Source organism: Arthrobacter sp. Y3221087 (assembly GCF_059089905.1).
Map to the genome: position 1 here is coordinate 67,547 of NZ_JBNHFE010000002.1, position 17,940 is coordinate 85,486.

Sequence of the window (17,940 nt, forward strand, 5' to 3'; positions counted from 1 at the left end):
CTCTTTCTCTGTTGTGGTGAAACGCTATTCAGGCTGTAAGGCTCAGGCTTCCCGGGCGATGGCTTCCTTGGTGGAGGTGGTCTCGTCCGGCTGGAGGGGGTTGCTGGGCCCGCCGCCGGAGGGGCGGTTGAAGTTTTGGGTGAGCAGGCCGATGATCGACTTCTTGCCTTGGCTCTTGTTGTAGACGTCAAAGGCGACGGCGATCAGGAGCACCAGGCCTTTGATGATCTGGGTGAGGTCCGCGCCAATGCCCAGGAGCTGCAGGCCGTTGTTCAGGACTGCCATGACCAGGCCACCGATAATGGATCCGACCACGGTGCCCACACCGCCGGTGACAGCTGCACCGCCGATGAAGACTGCGGCGATGGCGTCAAGTTCCCAGCCGACGCCGTCGAACGGTCCGGACGCGGTGGACCGGCCCACGAAGATCATGCCTGCCAGGCCGGCCAGGATGGACATGTTCATCATGACCAGGAAGTTGACCTTCTTGGACTGGACGCCGGACAGTTCGGCCGCGTGACGGTTGCCACCCACTGCGTATACGTGGCGGCCCAGGACGGTGCGGGAGGAGATGAAGCCGTAGATCAGGACCAGGACTGCCAGGATGAGGCCGGGGATCGGGAACGACGTGCCGGGCCGACCGGTGGCGAAGAGGTATGTGGCGTAGAGGATGGCGGCCGCGATCAGGACCAGTTTCAGTGCGGTGACCCACATTTCCGGGACCTCCGCGCCGAGGGCCTTGGCGCGTGCACGGGACCGGAGTTCGCCCCAGACCACAAATGCAGCGGCGGCGATGCCCAGCAGGAGGGTGAGGTTGTTGAACCCAGTGTTCGGGCCGACTTCGGGAAGGTAGCCTGCCCCGAGGTACTGGAAATCGCTCGGGACCGGGATGGTGTTGGACTTGCCGACGAACTGGTTGAAGCCGCGGAACAGGAGCATGCCGGCGAGCGTGACGATGAATGCGGGTATCCCCACGTAGGCGACCCACCACCCTTGCCAGGCGCCGATCAGCGCCCCGAGCGCCAGGCCCAGGAGCACGCCGGCGTACCAGGGGATGCCCCAGTCCCTGATGGCCAGGGCAACGGTGACCCCTACGAAGGCTGCAATGGAGCCCACGGAGAGGTCGATATGCCCGGCGATGATGACCAGGACCATGCCGATGGCCAGGATCAGTATGTAGGAGTTGCCGTTGAAGAGGTTGATGACGTTGCCGGGGGTGAGGGTCCGGCCGTCGGTGGCGATTTGGAAGAAGACGATCAGTGCCACCAGGGCGAAGATCATGCCGAACTGGCGGGTGTTGCCGCCAAACAGCTTCTTGAGGGCGTTCATGGTGTCAGTCCTTGTGTCCGGAAGGTTCTGGGATGATCCAGAGGGTCAGGCGGCTTCGGCTTTTCGTGCGGAGGTCATTAGTTTCATCAGGCTTTCCTGGCTGGCCTCGTCTTTGTTGAGGACGCCGGTGATGGCGCCTTCGAAGATGGTGTAGATGCGGTCGGACAGGCCCAGGAGTTCGGGGAGCTCCGAAGAGATGACGATGACCCCCTTCCCCTGGTTGGCGAGCTGCTGGATGATGCCGTAGATCTCGTACTTGGCGCCAACGTCGATGCCGCGGGTGGGTTCATCCAGGATCAGCAGGTCCGGATCGGTGAACATCCACTTCGACAGGACCACCTTCTGCTGGTTGCCGCCGGAGAGCTTGGCAACCCCTTCCTCCACGGACGGGGTCTTGGTGCGCAGCGACTTGCGGTACTGCTCAGCCACCGTGAATTCCTGGTTGGGATCCACCACGAAGTTGCGGCTGATCTTCCGCAAGTTGGCAGCCACCGTGGTGGTCTTGATGTCGTCCAGCAGGTTCAGCCCCAGGGACTTGCGGTCCTCCGTGACGTAGCCCAGCCCGGCATCGATGGCCTGGCGGACGGACTTCAGGGTGATTTCCTTGCCGTCCTTGTAGATCTGGCCGCTGATGAACCGGCCGTAGGAGCGGCCGAAGACGGAGCGGGCAAGCTCGGTGCGGCCCGCGCCCATGAGCCCGGCGAACCCGACGATTTCGCCCCGGCGGACGAAGAAGCTGGAGTTCTTGCAGACCAGCCGGTCCTGCACGTTGGGATGCCCCACGGTCCAGTTCTTGACCTCGAAGAACACCTCGCCGATCTTGGGCGTGTGGTCCGGGAACCGGGATTCGAGCGCGCGGCCCACCATGCCCTTGATGATGCGGTCCTCATCCACGCCGTCGGCCTTCACGTTCAGCGTTTCGATGGACTTGCCGTCACGGATGATGGTGATCTCGTCGGCGATCTGCTCAATCTCGTTGAGCTTGTGGGAGATGATGATGCTGGTGATGCCCTTGCCCTTCAGGCCCAGCATCAGGTCCAGCAGGTGCTGGGAGTCAGACTCGTTCAGCGCTGCAGTGGGCTCGTCCAGGATCAGGATCTTCACGGACTTGTTCAGGGCCTTGGCGATTTCCACCAGCTGCTGCTTGCCGACGCCGATTTCCTTGATGGGGGTGTCCGGGTCCTCGCGCAGGCCCACCCGGGCCAGGAGGTCCAGGGACCGGAGCCGTGCTTCCGCCCAGTCAATGACGCCGCGCTTGGTGGGTTCGTTGCCCAGGAAGATGTTCTCCATGATGGACAGTTCCGGGATCAGCGCCAGCTCCTGGTGGATGATCACGATGCCGGCGTGCTCGCTGGCCCGGATGTCCCGGAACTGCTGGACCTGCCCCTGGTAGACGATGTCGCCGTCGTAACTGCCGTAGGGATATACCCCCGAAAGGACCTTCATCAGGGTGGACTTGCCGGCGCCGTTCTCACCGCAGATCGCGTGGATTTCTCCCGCTTTAACCCGCAGGCTTACGTTATCCAACGCCTTCACGCCGGGAAATTCCTTGGTGATGGACCGCATCTCCAGGATGATCGGTTCGTTTTGCGTGGCCTGGGACGTCATAAGCCCTAACCCTCCAATGCAATGACTTCTTTGTCCGGCCGGCAAAGCGCAGGGCCGTCTGATGAAAAAGTAAACTGGATCACAGCTGTTGTCGTCAAGTCTTGAACGCAATTGCCGGATAACGAAACGGTCTAGCTTTTCCTGATTCCGGCATGCTGGAACACCAGCGCGGCCGCCCCAAGCGCTTCGGCACGGTCCCCGAGGGAGGACATGGTCAGGGTGGTGGTTTCGCCGATCACCGGCACCGCGTGCCGCACGAGGCCGCGGCGGATCGGGTCCAGCAGCAGGTCGCCGAGGCCCGCCAGGGGCCCGCCCACTACGATCACTTCCGGGTTGATCAGGTTGGCAACATTGCCCAGGGCGCGGCCCACGGACAGACCTGCGTCGTCCACGACGCGCAGCGTCGCGGGGTCCCGGTTCAAGGCCTTCCGGACGATGTCTGCAGGCGTCAGGGGCCGGTCCTCCCCGCGGCTCAGGAGCTCGATCATGGTGGTGGTGGAGGCGATGGTTTCCAGGCAGCCACGGTTCCCGCAGCGGCAGACGAGGCCCTGCTCGTGAATGGTCGCGTGGCCTATCTCGCCGGTGATCCCAACGTTCCCGTAGTAGGGGGCGCCGTTGAGGATCAACCCTGCGCCAATGCCCGAACCGATTTTCAGGAACATCAGGTTGCTGACCCCTGTGTGCTGCCCCCAGGTCACCTCCGACCACGCGCCCAGATTCGCGTCGTTGTCAACAAGTACGGGGATTCTCAAGGTTTCCTCAAGGTGCTGGAGGATGTTGATACCCACCCATTCGGGAAGGATGGCCCCCTGCGCCACGGTTCCGGTCCGGCGGTCGATGGGTCCAGGAATTCCGACGCCGGCACCCACCACGGCGGACCGTTCAATGCCGCTGTCCTGCAACAGTTTGTCCAGCAGGACGACGGCGGCCTGGATCCCCTCCTCTGCCTGGTGGCCGAGGGGAAGCATCACCGATTCCTCCGCAATGATGTGGTAGCTGAGCGAAGCGAGGACCACCCGCAGATGCCGCCGGCCAAAGTCGATCCCCACCGCCACGGCACCGTTGCTGTTGAGCCTGACGTTCAGCGCCCGGCGGCCGGAACTGGTGATCGGTTCCGTGGATGCGAGGCCCGTGTCCAGCATGATTTTGACGATGTTGGACACCGTTGCGGTGGAGAGGCCCGTCTGCCGGGCAAGCTCTGCCTGGGTGGACGGACCGCCCATCAGGCTCTCGATGATCCGCTGCTGGTTCAACTGCCGCAGGGCAGACTGGGAACCCGGATTTTTTGGCTTGCTCCTCGTTGAGCGCGGGGTTGCGGACATGCTAAGAAGATTGCCCTATCCGCAGTCTTGGCGTCAAGAAGTTAACGCATTACTGCTGCAGCGCCGCATTCGAAGGGCCGGGACGATCCGGCCGCCTAGGTTCGCCCTGCGGTGCAAATGGCCCCGCCCTTCGCCCGACCCCTCTGGCTACGCTGGGAAGAGCGGCCCGTCACGCGGCCGCTCCAACGATGGAAGGTGGTAGCGGTGCTGCTGGCACTCTTGCAGGCAAACTCTGCAGTCCTTGATCCTGAGGCCAACTGTGCCGTCATCGATGCCGCCGCCCGGGAAGCAGCAGCGGCCGGCGCCCGCGTGCTGGTCACCCCGGAGCTTTTCCCGGTGGGGTACGCCCCCCGGAAAGTCCGGTCCGGGCTGGATCCGGCAATCCTCCCCGTGCTTCGCGAAAGGCTCGCCGCCACCGCCCGCCATCACGGCATCGGGCTGGTCTACAGCCTTCCCCGTGTCACGGCCGAGGGGGACTGGCAGATCAGCGCCACCCTGCTGGCTGCGAACGGGGACGTGCTGCTGGAGTACGGGAAAGTCCATTTGTTCGGACCCGACGAGCGTGCCGCCTTCAGCCCGGCAGCAGAGCGTCCCGCCGTCGTGGACTTCCAGGGGATCCCCACGTCCATGGTCATCTGCTACGACGTGGAATTCCCGGAGGCCGTGCGCGCCGCGGCGGCCGGCGGTGCCGAGCTGCTGTTGGTGCCCACGGCACTGGCCCACGGGTTCGACGACGTCCCCCAGGTGCTGCTGCGGGCCCGGGCACTCGAAAGCCAGCTGACCGTCGCGTACGCCAACCATTCGGGAGTGGAGGACGGGTGCAGGTTCCTCGGCGGCAGCGTTGTGGCCGGGCCGGACGGGAAGCTGCTGGCCGCAGCGGGGGAAGGGCCGCAATTGCTCTTCACGGAAGTGGATGCGGAAGCGGCGAAGCGTGAGCGGGCCGCCGTGCCCTATCTGGACGAGCGCCGCCCTGACCTCTACCGCGCCTGGGAAGCCTAAGTACCTGTACCGCCGGCTGCCGCTCCGCTGCCTGGCAACGCCGCGGAGTCGGCAAACTGCAGGGCGATCCAAAGCTCGGCCCGCGTTCCGGCGTGCGCCAGGTCCACATCCAGGATTTCCGCCAGGGCGTTGATCTGCCGGCGAACGCTGTTCCGGTGCAGTCCTGTGTCCTTGGCTGTCGCGTCCCAGTTGCCGTTCGCGCCCAACCATGCGCGGAGGACCTGGAGCTGGGCTTGGCGGCGCTCCGGCTCCTGCCCAAGAACAGGCGCCAGCAGGCGGGAAGCCAGCATCCCGCCTGCCTCACCGCCCAAAAGGCCCGTGACGGACCACGTCAGTTCTTCTTCCCGGACGGTAGTCCCGGTGGCCTGGACCCGGGGACGCAATGCCGAAGCGCTGCGGTAGGCGGCGGCAAGGCCTGGCAGTTCCGTGGCCCGGCCCACCACCAGCCGCCAGCCCAACTGCTCCACCTCGGCCAGCAGCTGGTCGTCCACCTTCAGCCGTGTCACGGCGGCAAAGCCGTAGTCCGTAAGTTCCACCATTTTCGTATCGAACAGCCGCCGCCACTGCAGCAGTTCGCGCACAGGACCGTCGGCGGCAGCCGCTGCCTTGGGCCGGATTCCCTGTACCACCCGGACCAGCCCGCTCCGGGTGCCGCCGACGCTCTGCGCCAGCAGGTCCCTCATGGTGTTCAGCTCCGTGGTGCTGGCCCCTGCGATGCTTTCCGGATGCAGGAGCAACGCCGTGGCCAGCTGGCTGGGAGCCAGGGAACCACTGGTCCGCTGCCGGACCAGGAGTTCCAGCAGGCCCACTACCGAGGAGACCACGTTGTTCTGCGCCGGGGTCAGCGGTTTGTCCGTGCCAAGCAGCAAGCCGCCCAGGGTGGCGTCCCTGGTGCTCCGCAGCGGGTGCCCGAACACCAGCGCTGATCCCGGAACATCAAAGGCTTCGGTCTCCACGCGCGGGCCGCTTCCGGTGAGGAGCCTTTTGACCAGCGGCTGGAGCGTGGAAAGTTCGACGGCGGTGCCTGCCCGGGCGCGTACCCTGCCGTCCGCGCCAACCAGGATGGCCCATGCCGGAACCCGCTCCGCCAGGGCCGCCAGCAACTCGTGCTCCGGCCGTGGCGACAGGACCGCCCGCATGAGATGGCGGTTGGTCTCGGCGAGCTGGCGGAACACCTGGGCGTTTCCTGATTCCAGCAGCTTGGAGAACTCGAGTCCCAGCGCAGCGAACGGGATGCTGGCGGGCACCGCCACCAGCGTCAGGCCGTGTCTCCGGCAGGCCGCCACAACATCACCGGGCACAGCATCGAAGTACGGTTCGAGGCCGAACCCGAGCGCCGCGACTCCCGCCGCGACGAGGCGGCGGACGTAGGCGTCGGCGTCGGCCCCCTCTGCGGCTCCCTCGCCGCCGCGGCCCGTGCCGCCGTCGTCAGCGGGGCCGCTGCCCCCACGCCTGAAAGGAAGCCCGGCGGTCAGCACGAACTCGCCATCAAGCAGGTACGGTGTAGGGTCCTCAAGTTCACTCGGCTCCACCCACCGCAGGGGAGTGTGGCCGTTGCCGGCATCGTGCAGCATCGCCACCCCGGCCGGCAGCCTGGCCAGGAACTGGTTCAGTGTCACCGCGTCCAGCTGGGCAGGCAGCCCGCCGGAAGCGGACTCGCTCTCTGGTGCATTGCGTCTCATGAGTGAAGACTACAGGGCATTTTGCACAGCTTGAGATGCGGCTCACACCCCTACGCTGGGGGAGGGGAAAACCAGTCCAACCATCCACCGACACGAACGGACGTCAACGATGACTGTGCCTACACTTTCGGGCCAGGTACCTGCCCGCGCGGCCGCCCGCCCCACCCTTGGAGCGCAACTGCTGCGCCGTAAGCCCATCGCCCAGATGGTCAACGAGGCCGAGTCCGGACAGGGCGGACCCCGCCTTGTCCGCAGCTTCGGCGTCCTGCAGCTGACCATGATCTCCGTGGGCGCGACGCTGGGCACCGGCATCTTGGTTATCCTCGGTGAATCCGTGCCGCTGGCCGGTCCGGCCATCTGGATATCCTTTGCGATCGCCGGGCTCGCCGCGCTGCTGTCCGCGGTGTCATATGCGGAAATGGCCGGCCTGGTGCCCGTGTCCGGCTCCAGCTATTCCTACACTTACGCCACCATGGGCGAGGGCATGGCATGGATCTGCGGCTGGTGCCTGGTCCTTGAGTATGCGGTGTCCGTGGCCGCCGTGGCTGTTGGCGCCGGGCAATACGTGAACGAAGCCCTGGCCGTGTTTGGTACAGCACTGCCGGACGCCTTCTCCCAGCCCCCGGGCGACGGCGGCATGGTCAACATCCCCGCCATGGTCATCGTGGTGCTGGCCACCGTCCTGCTGGTCCGCGGCGCCAAGGAAAGTGCCTGGATCAACACCGCCATCGTGGTGGTCAAGGTAGGCATCCTGCTCTTCTTCTGCGCCGTCGCCTTCACTGCCTTCAACGCAGGCAACTTCGAACCGTTGCTGCCGATGGGCGCCGCCGGTGTTTCCGCCGCCGCTTCCCGCGTCTTCTTCTCCTACATCGGTTTCGACGCCGCCTCCACCGCCGGAGAGGAAGCACGGAATCCCAAGCGTGACCTGCCGCGTGCCATCATGCTCTCCATGCTGATCGTCACCACCATCTACGTGCTGGTGGCAGTCGCCGCGATCGGTGCCCGTCCCTGGGGCTGGTTCGACGGCACCGAGGCCGCCCTGGTGAAGATCCTGGAAGAGACCACCGGCCAGCCTTGGATTGCCTTGGTCTTCGCCGTGGGCGCCGTCCTGGCAATTGCCAGCATTGTCCTGACCGTTCTCTACGGACAGACCCGCATCCTGCTGTCCATGTCCCGCGACGGACTCATTCCTGCCGTCTTCGGCCGCGTCTCCCGCCGTACCGGCACCCCCGTGGCCGGAACGCTGCTGGTGGGCATCGCCGTCGCGCTGACCGCCGGACTGGTGCCGCTGGGTGCGCTCGCGGACGCCACCAGCATCGGTACCCTGTTCGCTTTCGCCCTGGTGAATGTGGCGGTCATCTACCTCCGCCGCACGCGACCAGAACTGGAACGGACCTTCCGGGTTCCGCTGTTCCCGCTCACTCCCATCCTTGGCGCGCTGATGTGCGGCTACCTGATGGCCAACCTCGGCGCAGACACCTGGGTGACCTTTGCCGTGTGGATGCTGGTGGGCCTGGCCGCCTACCTCGCCTACGGACGGCGCAACTCCAGGGTGGCGGCCCTGGATGAGGGGGAATACCGTGAATTGTCCGCCATGTCCCTTAATAAGTCCTGACCGTCCCCAGCCACTTACCGACGCCCCGAATAACAAAAGGCAGACCTTCCATGACCATCGCCACTGAACTTCCGGCCTCCGACCCCTCCAGCACCTCCACCCTGACGGAGGACGGCGTCAGCCGGCGCCCGGAAGAGCAAACCGCGCCCATCACCATGCTCAATCCGGACTTCCCGTTCAGCTACGACCACTACCTGGCGCACCCGGACGGGCTGGGATCCGTTCCGGAGGACATGCTGGGCACCGAAGTTGCGGTTATTGGTGCGGGGCTGTCCGGCCTGGTGACGGCATATGAGCTGATGAAGCTCGGCCTGCGCCCAGTGGTCTACGAAGCGGACCAGATTGGCGGGCGGCTCCGCACCGCCGCCTTCCCGGCTGCCCCGGGCGTGGTTGCGGACCTGGGCGGCATGCGGTTCCCGGTCTCCGGCAGGGCGTTCTACCACTACATTGACCTGCTGGGACTGGAGACGCAGGATTTCCCCAACCCGCTGGCCGAGGCCACCTCCAGCACGGTGATCGAACTTGCGGGCAAGAAGCACTACGCGGAGAAGCCCACCGACCTACCGCCCTTCTTCCGCGAGGTTGCGGACGCGTGGAAGTCGGCAGTGAACGACGGCGCCAAGTTCGCGCAGATGCAGGACGCCATCCGTGCGCGGGACACGGCCCGTATCAAGGAGCTGTGGAACGAGCTGCTGCCACTGATGGACGAGCAGACGTTCTACGGGTTCATCGCCGCCAGCGAGTCCTTCAAGAAGGCAGGGTTCGCGCACCGCGAGGCATTCGGGCAGGTGGGCTTCGGCACCGGCGGCTGGGATACCGACTTCCCCAACTCCATCCTGGAAATCCTGCGGGTGGTGTACACGGACGCGGACGACCAGCACCGGCTCATCCGCGGGGGAGCCCAACGGCTGCCCGAGGCACTGTGGCAGCACGCGCCGTCGGGCATGAGGCACTGGCCCGAGGGCACCTCGCTGGCGTCACTGCACTCCGGCTCGCCCCGCGGCGCCGTCGGCAAAATCAGCCGCGACCCGGACGGCAACCTGCGGGTCCGCGAACGGTGGGGCCGCGAAGCCAGCTACCCGGCCGTGGTGACAACGTGCCAGTCCTGGCTGCTGTCCACCCGGATCCACACCGAGGAGGCGCTGTTTCCGGCGGAGCTGTGGACCGCCATCGAGCGCTCTCACTACATGCAGTCGTCCAAGACGTTCGTGATGGTGGACCGGCCGTTCTGGAAGGACATCGATCCGGAAACCGGCAACGAGGTCCTGTCCATGACCCTGACCGACCGGCTCAACCGCGCCACCTACCTGCTGGACAACGGCCCGGACCAGCCCGCCGTCATCCTGCTCTCCTACACGTGGAACGACGACGCGCTGAAGTGGCTCGCCCTGGACGCCGACGAGCGGGTGGAACTGATGCTGCACTCGTTGGAGCAGATCTACCCGGGCGTGGACATCGCCAGCCACATCGTGGGCCAACCAATCACCGTGTCCTGGGAGGCGGACCCCAACTTCATGGGTGCCTTCAAGGCCAACCTGCCGGGGCACTACCGCTACCAGCAGCGGCTGTTCACGCACTTCAAGCAGGACCGGCTGCCCGAGTCCCAGCGCGGCATCTTCCTCGCCGGCGACGACGTCTCCTTCACCGCCGGCTGGGCCGAAGGTGCTGTCACCACGGGCCTGAACGCGGTGTGGGGCGTGGTGAACCACCTGGGCGGTTCGTCGGCGCCGGCCAACCCCGGCCCGGGCGAACTGCTGGATGCCATCGGCCCTATCAACCTGGACTGATTCAGGAGTGAAGCTGCCGGTGCTGGGCCGCGAGCTCGACGTACCGGGCAGCGTTGGCCCGCACGCCGTCGTACTCCTCATCAGTGAGTTCACGGCGCACCTTCCCCGGAACGCCCGCCACGAGCGAGCGGGGCGGGACCACGGTTCCTTCCAGGACCACGGCGCCGGCCGCCACGAGCGAGCCGGCGCCGATCACCGCGCCGTTGAGGACCGTGGCGCCCATGCCGATCAGGCAGTCGTCCTCCACCGTGCAGCCGTGCACGACGGCGGCGTGCCCCACACTGACGCGCTCGCCTACCGTGCAGGGGAAACCGGGGTCGGCATGCAGCACCACGTTGTCCTGCAGGTTGCTGCCCGCGCCCACCGAGATGGCAGCGGTGTCGGCCCGCACGGAGACGCCGTAGAAGGCGCTGGCGTCCGGGCCCAGGCTGGCGTTGCCGATGATGGACGCCGTAGGAGCAACGAAAGCTGATTCGTGGACTGCCGGGCTGCTGCCGGCGAAAGGGTACAGGGGAGCCATGGCAACACCCTAGGCCACTCCCGGGCGGGCTGGCTTGTGTGCCCCAAGTATGACTCTGTCGTCCGCGCCTAGTTGGGGGAGCCCGGGGTGCGGAGGACCAGGAACTGGTAGTGCTGGGTCCAGGCGCCCCGTCCCGGCCCTGAGTCGTCCCCGGTTCCCTCCGGCCAGGTACGGAAGTGTTCCACCTCGCCGTGTTCGCCGAAGATCCGACGGACCGAAGCGTCGCTCCGGCGGCTGAAGAACCTGCGCGGCTCCTCGTCGTCTTCCGGGTTCAGGACTTCTTCATCGTCCCCGGACCAGAGTCCGACGGCGATGGGCGAGCCGGGCGCGCAGACTCGCACCAGCTCGCTGGCGACCTCGTGGATAAGGCTGTTGGGCACGTGCAGCAGGGTGCTCATGGTCCAGCCGGCAGCGAAGGAGGCGTCCGGGAACGGCAGGCTTCGTCCGCTGGCCACACTGGCGTTCAAACCTTTGGCGGCTGCAAGGCGGACGCTTTCGCCGGACAGGTCCACGCCGCAGTAGTGCAGGCCGGCACGGACAAACTCAAGGCCCTCGACGCCCGTGCCGCATCCGAGTTCGAAGACGGAGTGCCGGTGTTCGTCCTTCAGCAGCCGGATGAACCACTCCCGGCATTCGACCCGGTTGGGTGTGGCAGCCCGGGTGTTGCGGACCCTGGCCTGCCGGTCATAAAACAGTGCCAGGTCGGCCTCGTGGTCCGCGTGCTTCGGTGCGTCAGCCATGGCTTCAGCCTAGGGCCGGGCGGCTGGTTGCGGAGCTAGTTGAAAACCACCGTCCGGTTGCCGTCCAGAAGCACCCGGTGTTCAGCGTGCCACTGCACCGCCTGGACCAGGGTGCGGCCCTCGACATCGCGGCCCATCTGCACAAACTGCTCAGGGGTACGGGCGTGGTCCACGCGGATGACCTCCTGCTCGATGATTGGGCCCTCGTCCAGCGCGGCGGTGACGTAGTGGGCGGTGGCGCCGATCAGCTTCACGCCGCGGGCGTGGGCCTGGTGGTACGGCTTGGCACCCTTGAACGAGGGCAGGAACGAGTGGTGGATGTTGATGGCCTTGCCCGTCAGTTCGGTGCACAGCTCATCGGACAGGATCTGCATGTAACGGGCCAGGACCGTCAGCTCGACGTCGTGCTCGGCGATCAGGGCCCGCAGCTTGTCCTCGGCCTGGGCCTTGGTGTCCTTGGTCACGGGGATGTAGTGGAACGGGATCCCGTAGAAATCGGCCAGCCCGGCCAGGTCCTGGTGGTTGGAGACGATGGCCGGAATCTCCACCGGCAGGGTGCCGGAACGCTGCTGGAACAGAAGGTCGTTCAGGCAGTGGGCGGACGTGCTGGCCATCACCAGGGTCCGCACCTTCTGGCCCACGGCGTGCAGGCCCCACTGCATGCCGAAGGCCTCAGCCACCGGCTCAAGCGCCGCACGCAGCTCCGCTGCGGATGCCGCCGTCGTCACTTCCACGCGCATGAAGAAGTTCCCGGTGGCGGGGCTGCCGTACTGCTGTGAGTCCAAGATGTTGCAGCCTGCCACCAGCAGGGCACCTGCCACGGCGTGGACGATTCCGGGCCGGTCGGGGCAGGACAGGGTTACTACATACGCTTGGTTCAGCTGCTGTTCACTCACGCGTACAAGCCTACCCGCGCGGCGGGCACCGGTTTTGGTAGGCTGGAAGGGTCGCAACTGGCGTTGGGTGGCTAACCACCAGGGAGCGGCAATCACGAAGACCACGGATCGTACGCCTGGGCCGAGGGTCATGTCTTGCCGGAAGTGGGGCTGCACTTCGTCCAGTGCTGCAGCGCCATGCCCCCGCGCTTTCACGCCCGTTCATCAACGCGGTGCAAAGACGCGCCAGCCGGTAGCCTGACCTAAGCAGTGCCCAATCCCTAGCCAGGAGTTCTCCGTGACTACCACAGCCACCTCAACCACAGCCGTCAGCAACCAGCCGCTGGCCGAGCTGGACCCCGAAATCGCCGCAGTCCTGGACCAGGAGCTTGGCCGCCAGCGCGGCACCCTGGAGATGATTGCCTCCGAAAACTTCGCGCCCCGCGCCGTGATGGAAGCCCAGGGCTCCGTCCTCACCAACAAGTACGCCGAAGGCTACCCGGGCCGCCGCTACTACGGCGGCTGCGAGTACGTTGACGTCGCAGAGCAGCTGGCTATCGACCGGGTCAAGGCCCTGTTCGGCGCCGAATACGCCAACGTCCAGCCCCACTCCGGTGCGCAGGCCAACGCAGCAGCCCTCTCCGCCATGATCACCCCCGGCGACAAGATCCTGGGCCTGTCCCTGGCTCACGGCGGCCACCTGACCCACGGCATGAAGCTGAACTTCTCCGGCAAGCTCTACGAAGTAGCGGCTTACCAGGTGGAGGAAGACACCTTCCGCGTGGACATGGACAAGCTCCGCGAACAGGCCATCAAGGAAAAGCCGCAGGTCATCATCGCCGGCTGGTCCGCCTACCCCCGCCACCTTGACTTCGCAGCCTTCCGCTCCATCGCGGACGAAGTGGGCGCACTGCTCTGGACGGACATGGCACACTTCGCCGGCCTGGTTGCCGCTGGCCTGCACCCGAGCCCGGTCCCGCACTCCGACGTCGTCACCTCCACCGTGCACAAGACGCTGGCCGGTCCGCGCTCCGGCGTGATCCTGGCCAAGGAACAATGGGCCAAGAAGCTGAACTCCAATGTGTTCCCGGGCCAGCAGGGCGGACCGCTGATGCACGTCATCGCCGCCAAGGCCGTGGCCTTCAAGATCGCCGGCACGCAGGAATTCAAGGAGCGCCAGGAGCGTGTCCTTGAGGGCGCCAGGATCATCGCCGACCGCCTGAACCAGGCGGATGTCGCCGAGGCTGGCGTCTCCGTCCTGACCGGCGGCACCGATGTGCACCTGGTCCTGGTGGACCTGCGCAACTCCCAGCTGGACGGCCAGCAGGCCGAGGACCTCCTGCACTCGGTGGGCATCACCGTCAACCGCAACGCCGTGCCGTTCGACCCCCGCCCGCCGATGGTCACCTCCGGCCTCCGGATCGGCACCCCGGCGCTGGCCACCCGTGGATTCGGCGCTGCCGAATTCACCGAGGTTGCCGAGATCATCGCCACCGCCCTGAAGGCCGGCAGCAGCGCCGACGTCGAGGCCCTGCAGGCACGCGTCGACAAGCTGGCCGCGGACTTCCCCCTCTACCCGCAGCACGAGCAGTGGTGACCCATGCCTGAAACCACAACTGCACAGATCCTCGACGGCAAGGCTACCGCCGCTGCCATCAAGGCCGAGCTGACCGAACGCGTGGCCGCACTCAAGGCCAAAGGCGTCGTTCCCGGCATCGCCACTGTGCTGGTGGGCGCGGACCCGGCTTCGCAGCTGTACGTCTCCATGAAGCACAAGCAGTCTGTGCAGATCGGGATGAATTCGATCCAGCGCGAGCTTCCGGCAGATGCAACCCAGGCGCAGGTGGAGGCCCTCATTGATGAACTCAATGCGGATCCCGCCTGCCACGGGTACATCGTGCAGCTGCCCCTGCCCAAGCATTTGGACACCGATGCCATCCTGGAGCGCATCGACCCCGCCAAGGACGCCGACGGCCTGCACCCCACCAACCTTGGCCGGCTGGTGCTGAACGTCAACAGCGAGATCACCTCGCCGCTGCCCTGCACCCCCCGGGGCGTCATCGAACTGCTGGAGCGGAACGGCTACAGCCTTGCGGGCAAGCACGTGGTGGTGGTTGGCCGGGGCGTCACGATCGGCCGGTCCATTGGGCTGCTGCTCACGCGCCGGAACGTCAACGCCACAGTCACCCTGACGCACACCGGCACCACGAACCTGTCCGGGCTGCTGCGGCAGGCCGACGTGATCGTGGGCGCCGCAGGCGTGAAGCACATCGTCAAAGCGTCCGACGTCAAGCCTGGCGCGGCCGTGCTGGACGTCGGCGTCACCCGGGAAACCGATCCCGAAACGGGCAAGAGCAAGGTCCACGGCGACATTGACCCCGCCGCCGCAGAGGTGGCGGGCTGGATTTCGCCGAACCCCGGCGGCGTTGGGCCCATGACCGTGGCGCTCCTGATGACCAACGTGGTGGAAGCCGCGGAACGACAGGCAGGCATCACAGCCTAGTTCCCTTCCAATGCGCCCGACGGCGGCGCGGCACCTTTCGCACGAAAGGCGCCGCGCCGCCGTCGTCCGTTAAGCCCCTCCGGCTAATCCCCTCCGGCACGCCGGAACTGCAAGTCCCCTTCCACATCCCCTGGCCCTCCACTAGTCTGCGGAGGGTGCACAACGAAGCCATCCTGCCCGCGGGCGCACGGGCCGGCAGCCCGCCGCCGCGCGGCACAGTCATCGCGGCCGAAAACCTGACCAAGACGTACGGCGACGTGGTGGCGGTGGACGGCATCTCGTTCACGGTCCCGGCGGGCGAGTCCTTTGGCCTGCTGGGTCCCAACGGTGCGGGCAAGTCCACCACCATGAAGATGATCGGCGGGGTCACCGGGCGCACCTCCGGCAGCCTCAGCATCATGGGCCTGGACCCGGATTCCTCGGGGCCGGAAGTGCGGGCGCACCTGGGCGTGGTGCCGCAGCAGGACAACCTGGACGAGGAACTGCGCGTCCGGGACAACCTCATCGTGTACGGGCGCTACTTCGGCCTGCCGCTGAGCTACCTGCGCCCCAAAGCCGACGAACTGCTGGAGTTCGCCCAGCTGACGGACAAGGCGAAGTCCAAGGTGGACGCCCTCTCCGGCGGCATGAAACGGCGCCTCACCATCGCCCGCTCGCTCATCAACGAACCACGCATCCTGCTGCTCGACGAACCCACCACAGGCCTGGACCCGCAGGCCCGGCACGTCCTGTGGGACCGGCTGTTCCGGCTCAAGGAGCAGGGCGTCACGCTGATCCTCACCACGCACTACATGGACGAGGCGGAGCAGCTGTGCGACCGGCTCATCGTGGTGGACAAGGGACGCATCATGGCCGAGGGTTCCCCGGCCAGGCTCATCCGGGAGCATTCCACCCGCGAGGTGGTGGAACTGCGGTTCGGATCGGAACGGAACGCCACCATCGGCGCGGAGCTGGACGGCATCGGGGAGCGGCTGGAAGTACTGCCGGACCGGGTGCTGATTTATGCGGACGACGGCGAGGGCGCGCTTGAGCAGGTGGCGGCCCGCGGCCTGCGGCCGCTGACCTCGCTGGTCCGGAGGTCATCACTGGAGGACGTCTTCCTTCGGCTTACAGGCAGGAGCCTCGTTGACTGAGCAGGGGCTGCCAGGCCCTTCCGCGCTGCAGGCGCACGGCCCTGAAGTCGCCGCCGCCAAGGCCCGCCGCTGGGGTGCGTTCTACTTCGCGGAGCAAGTGCTCCGGGTCATGAAGAACTACGGCTGGTCCATCCTGATGTACAGCGTGGGCCAGCCGGTCGCCTACCTCTTTGCCATGGGGGTAGGACTTGCCACCCTGGTGGACGGGCAGGGTGCCGACGCTTTCGGCGGAGTCAGCTACCTGACCTTCATCGCGCCGGCGCTGCTGGTGTCCGCCGCGGTGATGACGGCCGCCAACGAGTTCACCTTCCCGGTGATGGCCGGCTTCAAATGGCGCCGGACCTACTTTGGCCCTCATGCGTCCCCGCTGACGCCGGCCCAGATCGCGGCCGGCCACATCATGGCCGTGACGCTCCGCCTGCTCCTGCAGTCCGCTGTGTACTTCGCCGCCGTCGCGCTGTTTGGCGCTGCCCCGTCCGGCGGGGCGTGGGCAGGCATCCTGGTGGCAACACTCGCCGGGCTGGCCTTCGGGCTGCCGCTGATGGCCTATTCCGCGTCCATCACCGAGGACAAGGGCCAGTTCGCCCTGGTGATGCGGCTGATCGTGATGCCGCTGTTCCTGTTCTCCGGCACCTTCTTTCCACTGGACACGCTCCCGCTGGCGGTCCGCTGGATCGGCTGGATCTCACCCATCTGGCACGGCACCGAACTGGGGCGCGTGGCCAGCTACGGCTACCAGGAACCGCCGCTGCTGACCCTGGTGCACGTGGGGGTCCTGGCGGGCCTCGCCGTGGTGGGCTGGGTCCTGACCCGGCGCCGGTTCGCGGCAAGGATGGGCCAATGAGCCGGACAGCACCTCCGGCGGGGGAACGAAGCGCCACCGAGGAAGCCCTCAACAGGCCTTTCGGCAGGCTCTATTCGGGCAACGCCAGGGCGGTCATCTCGCGCGGGCTGATGGCCACCCGGAGCAGCAACTGGCTGGTGATGCTGTCCGGGTTCTTCGAACCGGTCCTGTTCCTGGTGTCCATGGGTGTGGGGCTGGGAGCCATCGTGGGGACGGTGGAGGGCCCGGGCGGCGGCGAGATCAGCTACGCGGCCTACATCGCACCGGCCCTGCTCGCCGTTTCGGCCATGAACGGGGCCGTGTACGACTCCACGTGGAACGTCTTCTTCAAAATGCACTTTGCCAAGCTGTACCAGGGCATGCTGTACACCTCGCTGGGACCGCTGGATGTTGCCCTGGGCGAGATCTTCCTGGCGCTGCTGAGGGGGATGCTCTACGCCACCGGGTTCACCGCCGTCATGGGGGTGATGGGGCTGATCACCTCGCCCTGGGCGCTCCTGATGGTCCCGGCCTCGGTGCTCATCGCGTTTGGCTTCGCCAGCATGGGGATGGGCATCACCAGCTTCCTGAAGACCTTCCAGCAGATGGACTGGATCAACTTCATCCTGCTCCCCATGTTCCTCTTCAGCGCCACGTTCTATCCGCTCAGCGTCTACCCGCAGCCCATCCAGTGGTTCATCCAGGCCATGCCGCTCTGGCACGGGGTGGAACTGCTCCGCCAGATCAGCGTGGGGACCTTCACTGCCGCAACACCCCTGCACGTCGGCTACTACCTGGCGATGACCGCCGTCGGCATGCTGCTGACCACCCTGCGCCTGCGGGCCTTGTTCCTCAAGTAGTCCCCGGGCCCAACCAAGTCGCGCCAACTGTCGTTCTGGCGCCCCATAACGACAGTTGGCGCTACTGGGTTGGGGGAGGGAGGCGCTGTTCGCCGGAGGTGGAAGCGGGCGGGAGCACACCCCGGGGTTTGAGAGAATAGGTTC

General features: G+C 66.4%; 15 protein-coding genes and 1 riboswitch. Of the genes, 8 read left to right on the forward strand and 7 right to left on the reverse strand.

The annotated features are described in order from the left end of the window. Positions 1 to 42: 42 nt before the first annotated feature. From mmsB to AC5RUO_RS10055, 3 genes are all read right to left on the reverse strand, one after another. Positions 43 to 1,329: a multiple monosaccharide ABC transporter permease gene (mmsB, locus tag AC5RUO_RS10045; RefSeq protein ID WP_494010685.1), complete on the reverse strand. Its 1,287-nt coding sequence runs from the start codon at positions 1,327 to 1,329 to the stop codon at positions 43 to 45. Positions 1,330 to 1,374: 45 nt separating this feature from the next. Further along, positions 1,375 to 2,937: a multiple monosaccharide ABC transporter ATP-binding protein gene (gene mmsA / locus AC5RUO_RS10050; RefSeq protein WP_494010684.1), complete on the reverse strand. Its 1,563-nt coding sequence runs from the start codon at positions 2,935 to 2,937 to the stop codon at positions 1,375 to 1,377. 131 nt (positions 2,938 to 3,068) lie between these two features. After that, positions 3,069 to 4,259: an ROK family transcriptional regulator gene (locus tag AC5RUO_RS10055; RefSeq protein WP_494010683.1), complete on the reverse strand. Its 1,191-nt coding sequence runs from the start codon at positions 4,257 to 4,259 to the stop codon at positions 3,069 to 3,071. A 204-nt stretch (positions 4,260 to 4,463) separates the two neighbouring features. Between AC5RUO_RS10055 and AC5RUO_RS10060 the strand changes: the two genes are divergently transcribed. After that, positions 4,464 to 5,258 carry a nitrilase-related carbon-nitrogen hydrolase gene (locus AC5RUO_RS10060; protein WP_494010682.1) on the forward strand — a complete coding sequence of 265 codons (795 nt, stop codon included), beginning with the start codon at positions 4,464 to 4,466 and terminating at the stop codon, positions 5,256 to 5,258. Here the strand turns inward: AC5RUO_RS10060 and AC5RUO_RS10065 are convergent. Next, positions 5,255 to 6,940 (reverse strand): PucR family transcriptional regulator, encoded by a 1,686-nt coding sequence (locus tag AC5RUO_RS10065; protein WP_494010681.1) that lies wholly within the window; start codon positions 6,938 to 6,940, stop codon positions 5,255 to 5,257. The genes AC5RUO_RS10060 and AC5RUO_RS10065 overlap by 4 nt on opposite strands. 109 nt (positions 6,941 to 7,049) lie before the next feature. Here AC5RUO_RS10065 and AC5RUO_RS10070 point away from each other — a divergent pair, with 109 nt between their 5' ends. Then, positions 7,050 to 8,555, forward strand: coding sequence for an amino acid permease (locus tag AC5RUO_RS10070; protein WP_494010680.1), 1,506 nt, complete (start codon positions 7,050 to 7,052; stop codon positions 8,553 to 8,555). A gap of 50 nt (positions 8,556 to 8,605) precedes the next feature. Further along, positions 8,606 to 10,342, forward strand: coding sequence for a flavin monoamine oxidase family protein (locus tag AC5RUO_RS10075; RefSeq protein WP_494010679.1), 1,737 nt, complete (start codon positions 8,606 to 8,608; stop codon positions 10,340 to 10,342). A gap of 1 nt (position 10,343) precedes the next feature. Here the strand turns inward: AC5RUO_RS10075 and AC5RUO_RS10080 are convergent, their stop codons facing one another. From AC5RUO_RS10080 to purU, 3 genes are all read right to left on the reverse strand, one after another. Next, positions 10,344 to 10,862 carry a gamma carbonic anhydrase family protein gene (locus AC5RUO_RS10080; protein ID WP_494010678.1) on the reverse strand — a complete coding sequence of 173 codons (519 nt, stop codon included), beginning with the start codon at positions 10,860 to 10,862 and terminating at the stop codon, positions 10,344 to 10,346. 68 nt (positions 10,863 to 10,930) lie between these two features. After that, the gene (locus tag AC5RUO_RS10085) at positions 10,931 to 11,602 is read right to left on the reverse strand and encodes a class I SAM-dependent methyltransferase (RefSeq protein ID WP_494010677.1); all 672 of its coding nucleotides are present in this window, start codon (positions 11,600 to 11,602) and stop codon (positions 10,931 to 10,933) included. Positions 11,603 to 11,637: 35 nt separating this feature from the next. Beyond that, positions 11,638 to 12,498 carry a formyltetrahydrofolate deformylase gene (gene purU, locus AC5RUO_RS10090; protein WP_494051374.1) on the reverse strand — a complete coding sequence of 287 codons (861 nt, stop codon included), beginning with the start codon at positions 12,496 to 12,498 and terminating at the stop codon, positions 11,638 to 11,640. 43 nt (positions 12,499 to 12,541) lie between these two features. Then, positions 12,542 to 12,627, forward strand: a riboswitch (ZMP/ZTP riboswitch). 148 nt (positions 12,628 to 12,775) lie between these two features. Here purU and glyA point away from each other — a divergent pair. The 5 genes from glyA to AC5RUO_RS10115 all read left to right on the forward strand — a co-directional run bounded on the left by glyA (position 12,776) and on the right by AC5RUO_RS10115 (position 17,796). Next, positions 12,776 to 14,074, forward strand: coding sequence for a serine hydroxymethyltransferase (glyA, locus tag AC5RUO_RS10095; RefSeq protein WP_494010675.1), 1,299 nt, complete (start codon positions 12,776 to 12,778; stop codon positions 14,072 to 14,074). Positions 14,075 to 14,077: 3 nt separating this feature from the next. Further along, entirely contained in the window at positions 14,078 to 14,980 is a 903-nt protein-coding gene (locus tag AC5RUO_RS10100) for a bifunctional methylenetetrahydrofolate dehydrogenase/methenyltetrahydrofolate cyclohydrolase (RefSeq protein ID WP_494103441.1), read from the forward strand. Between the two features lie 155 nt (positions 14,981 to 15,135). Continuing rightward, entirely contained in the window at positions 15,136 to 16,113 is a 978-nt protein-coding gene (locus AC5RUO_RS10105; protein WP_494010673.1) for an ABC transporter ATP-binding protein, read from the forward strand. Further along, the gene (locus AC5RUO_RS10110; protein ID WP_494010672.1) at positions 16,106 to 16,957 is read left to right on the forward strand and encodes an ABC transporter permease; all 852 of its coding nucleotides are present in this window, start codon (positions 16,106 to 16,108) and stop codon (positions 16,955 to 16,957) included. The genes AC5RUO_RS10105 and AC5RUO_RS10110 overlap by 8 nt, the downstream gene beginning before the upstream one ends. Further along, complete coding sequence (locus tag AC5RUO_RS10115) at positions 16,954 to 17,796, forward strand: ABC transporter permease (protein WP_494010671.1); 843 nt, start codon at positions 16,954 to 16,956, stop codon at positions 17,794 to 17,796. The genes AC5RUO_RS10110 and AC5RUO_RS10115 overlap by 4 nt, the downstream gene beginning before the upstream one ends. Positions 17,797 to 17,940 lie beyond the last annotated feature (144 nt).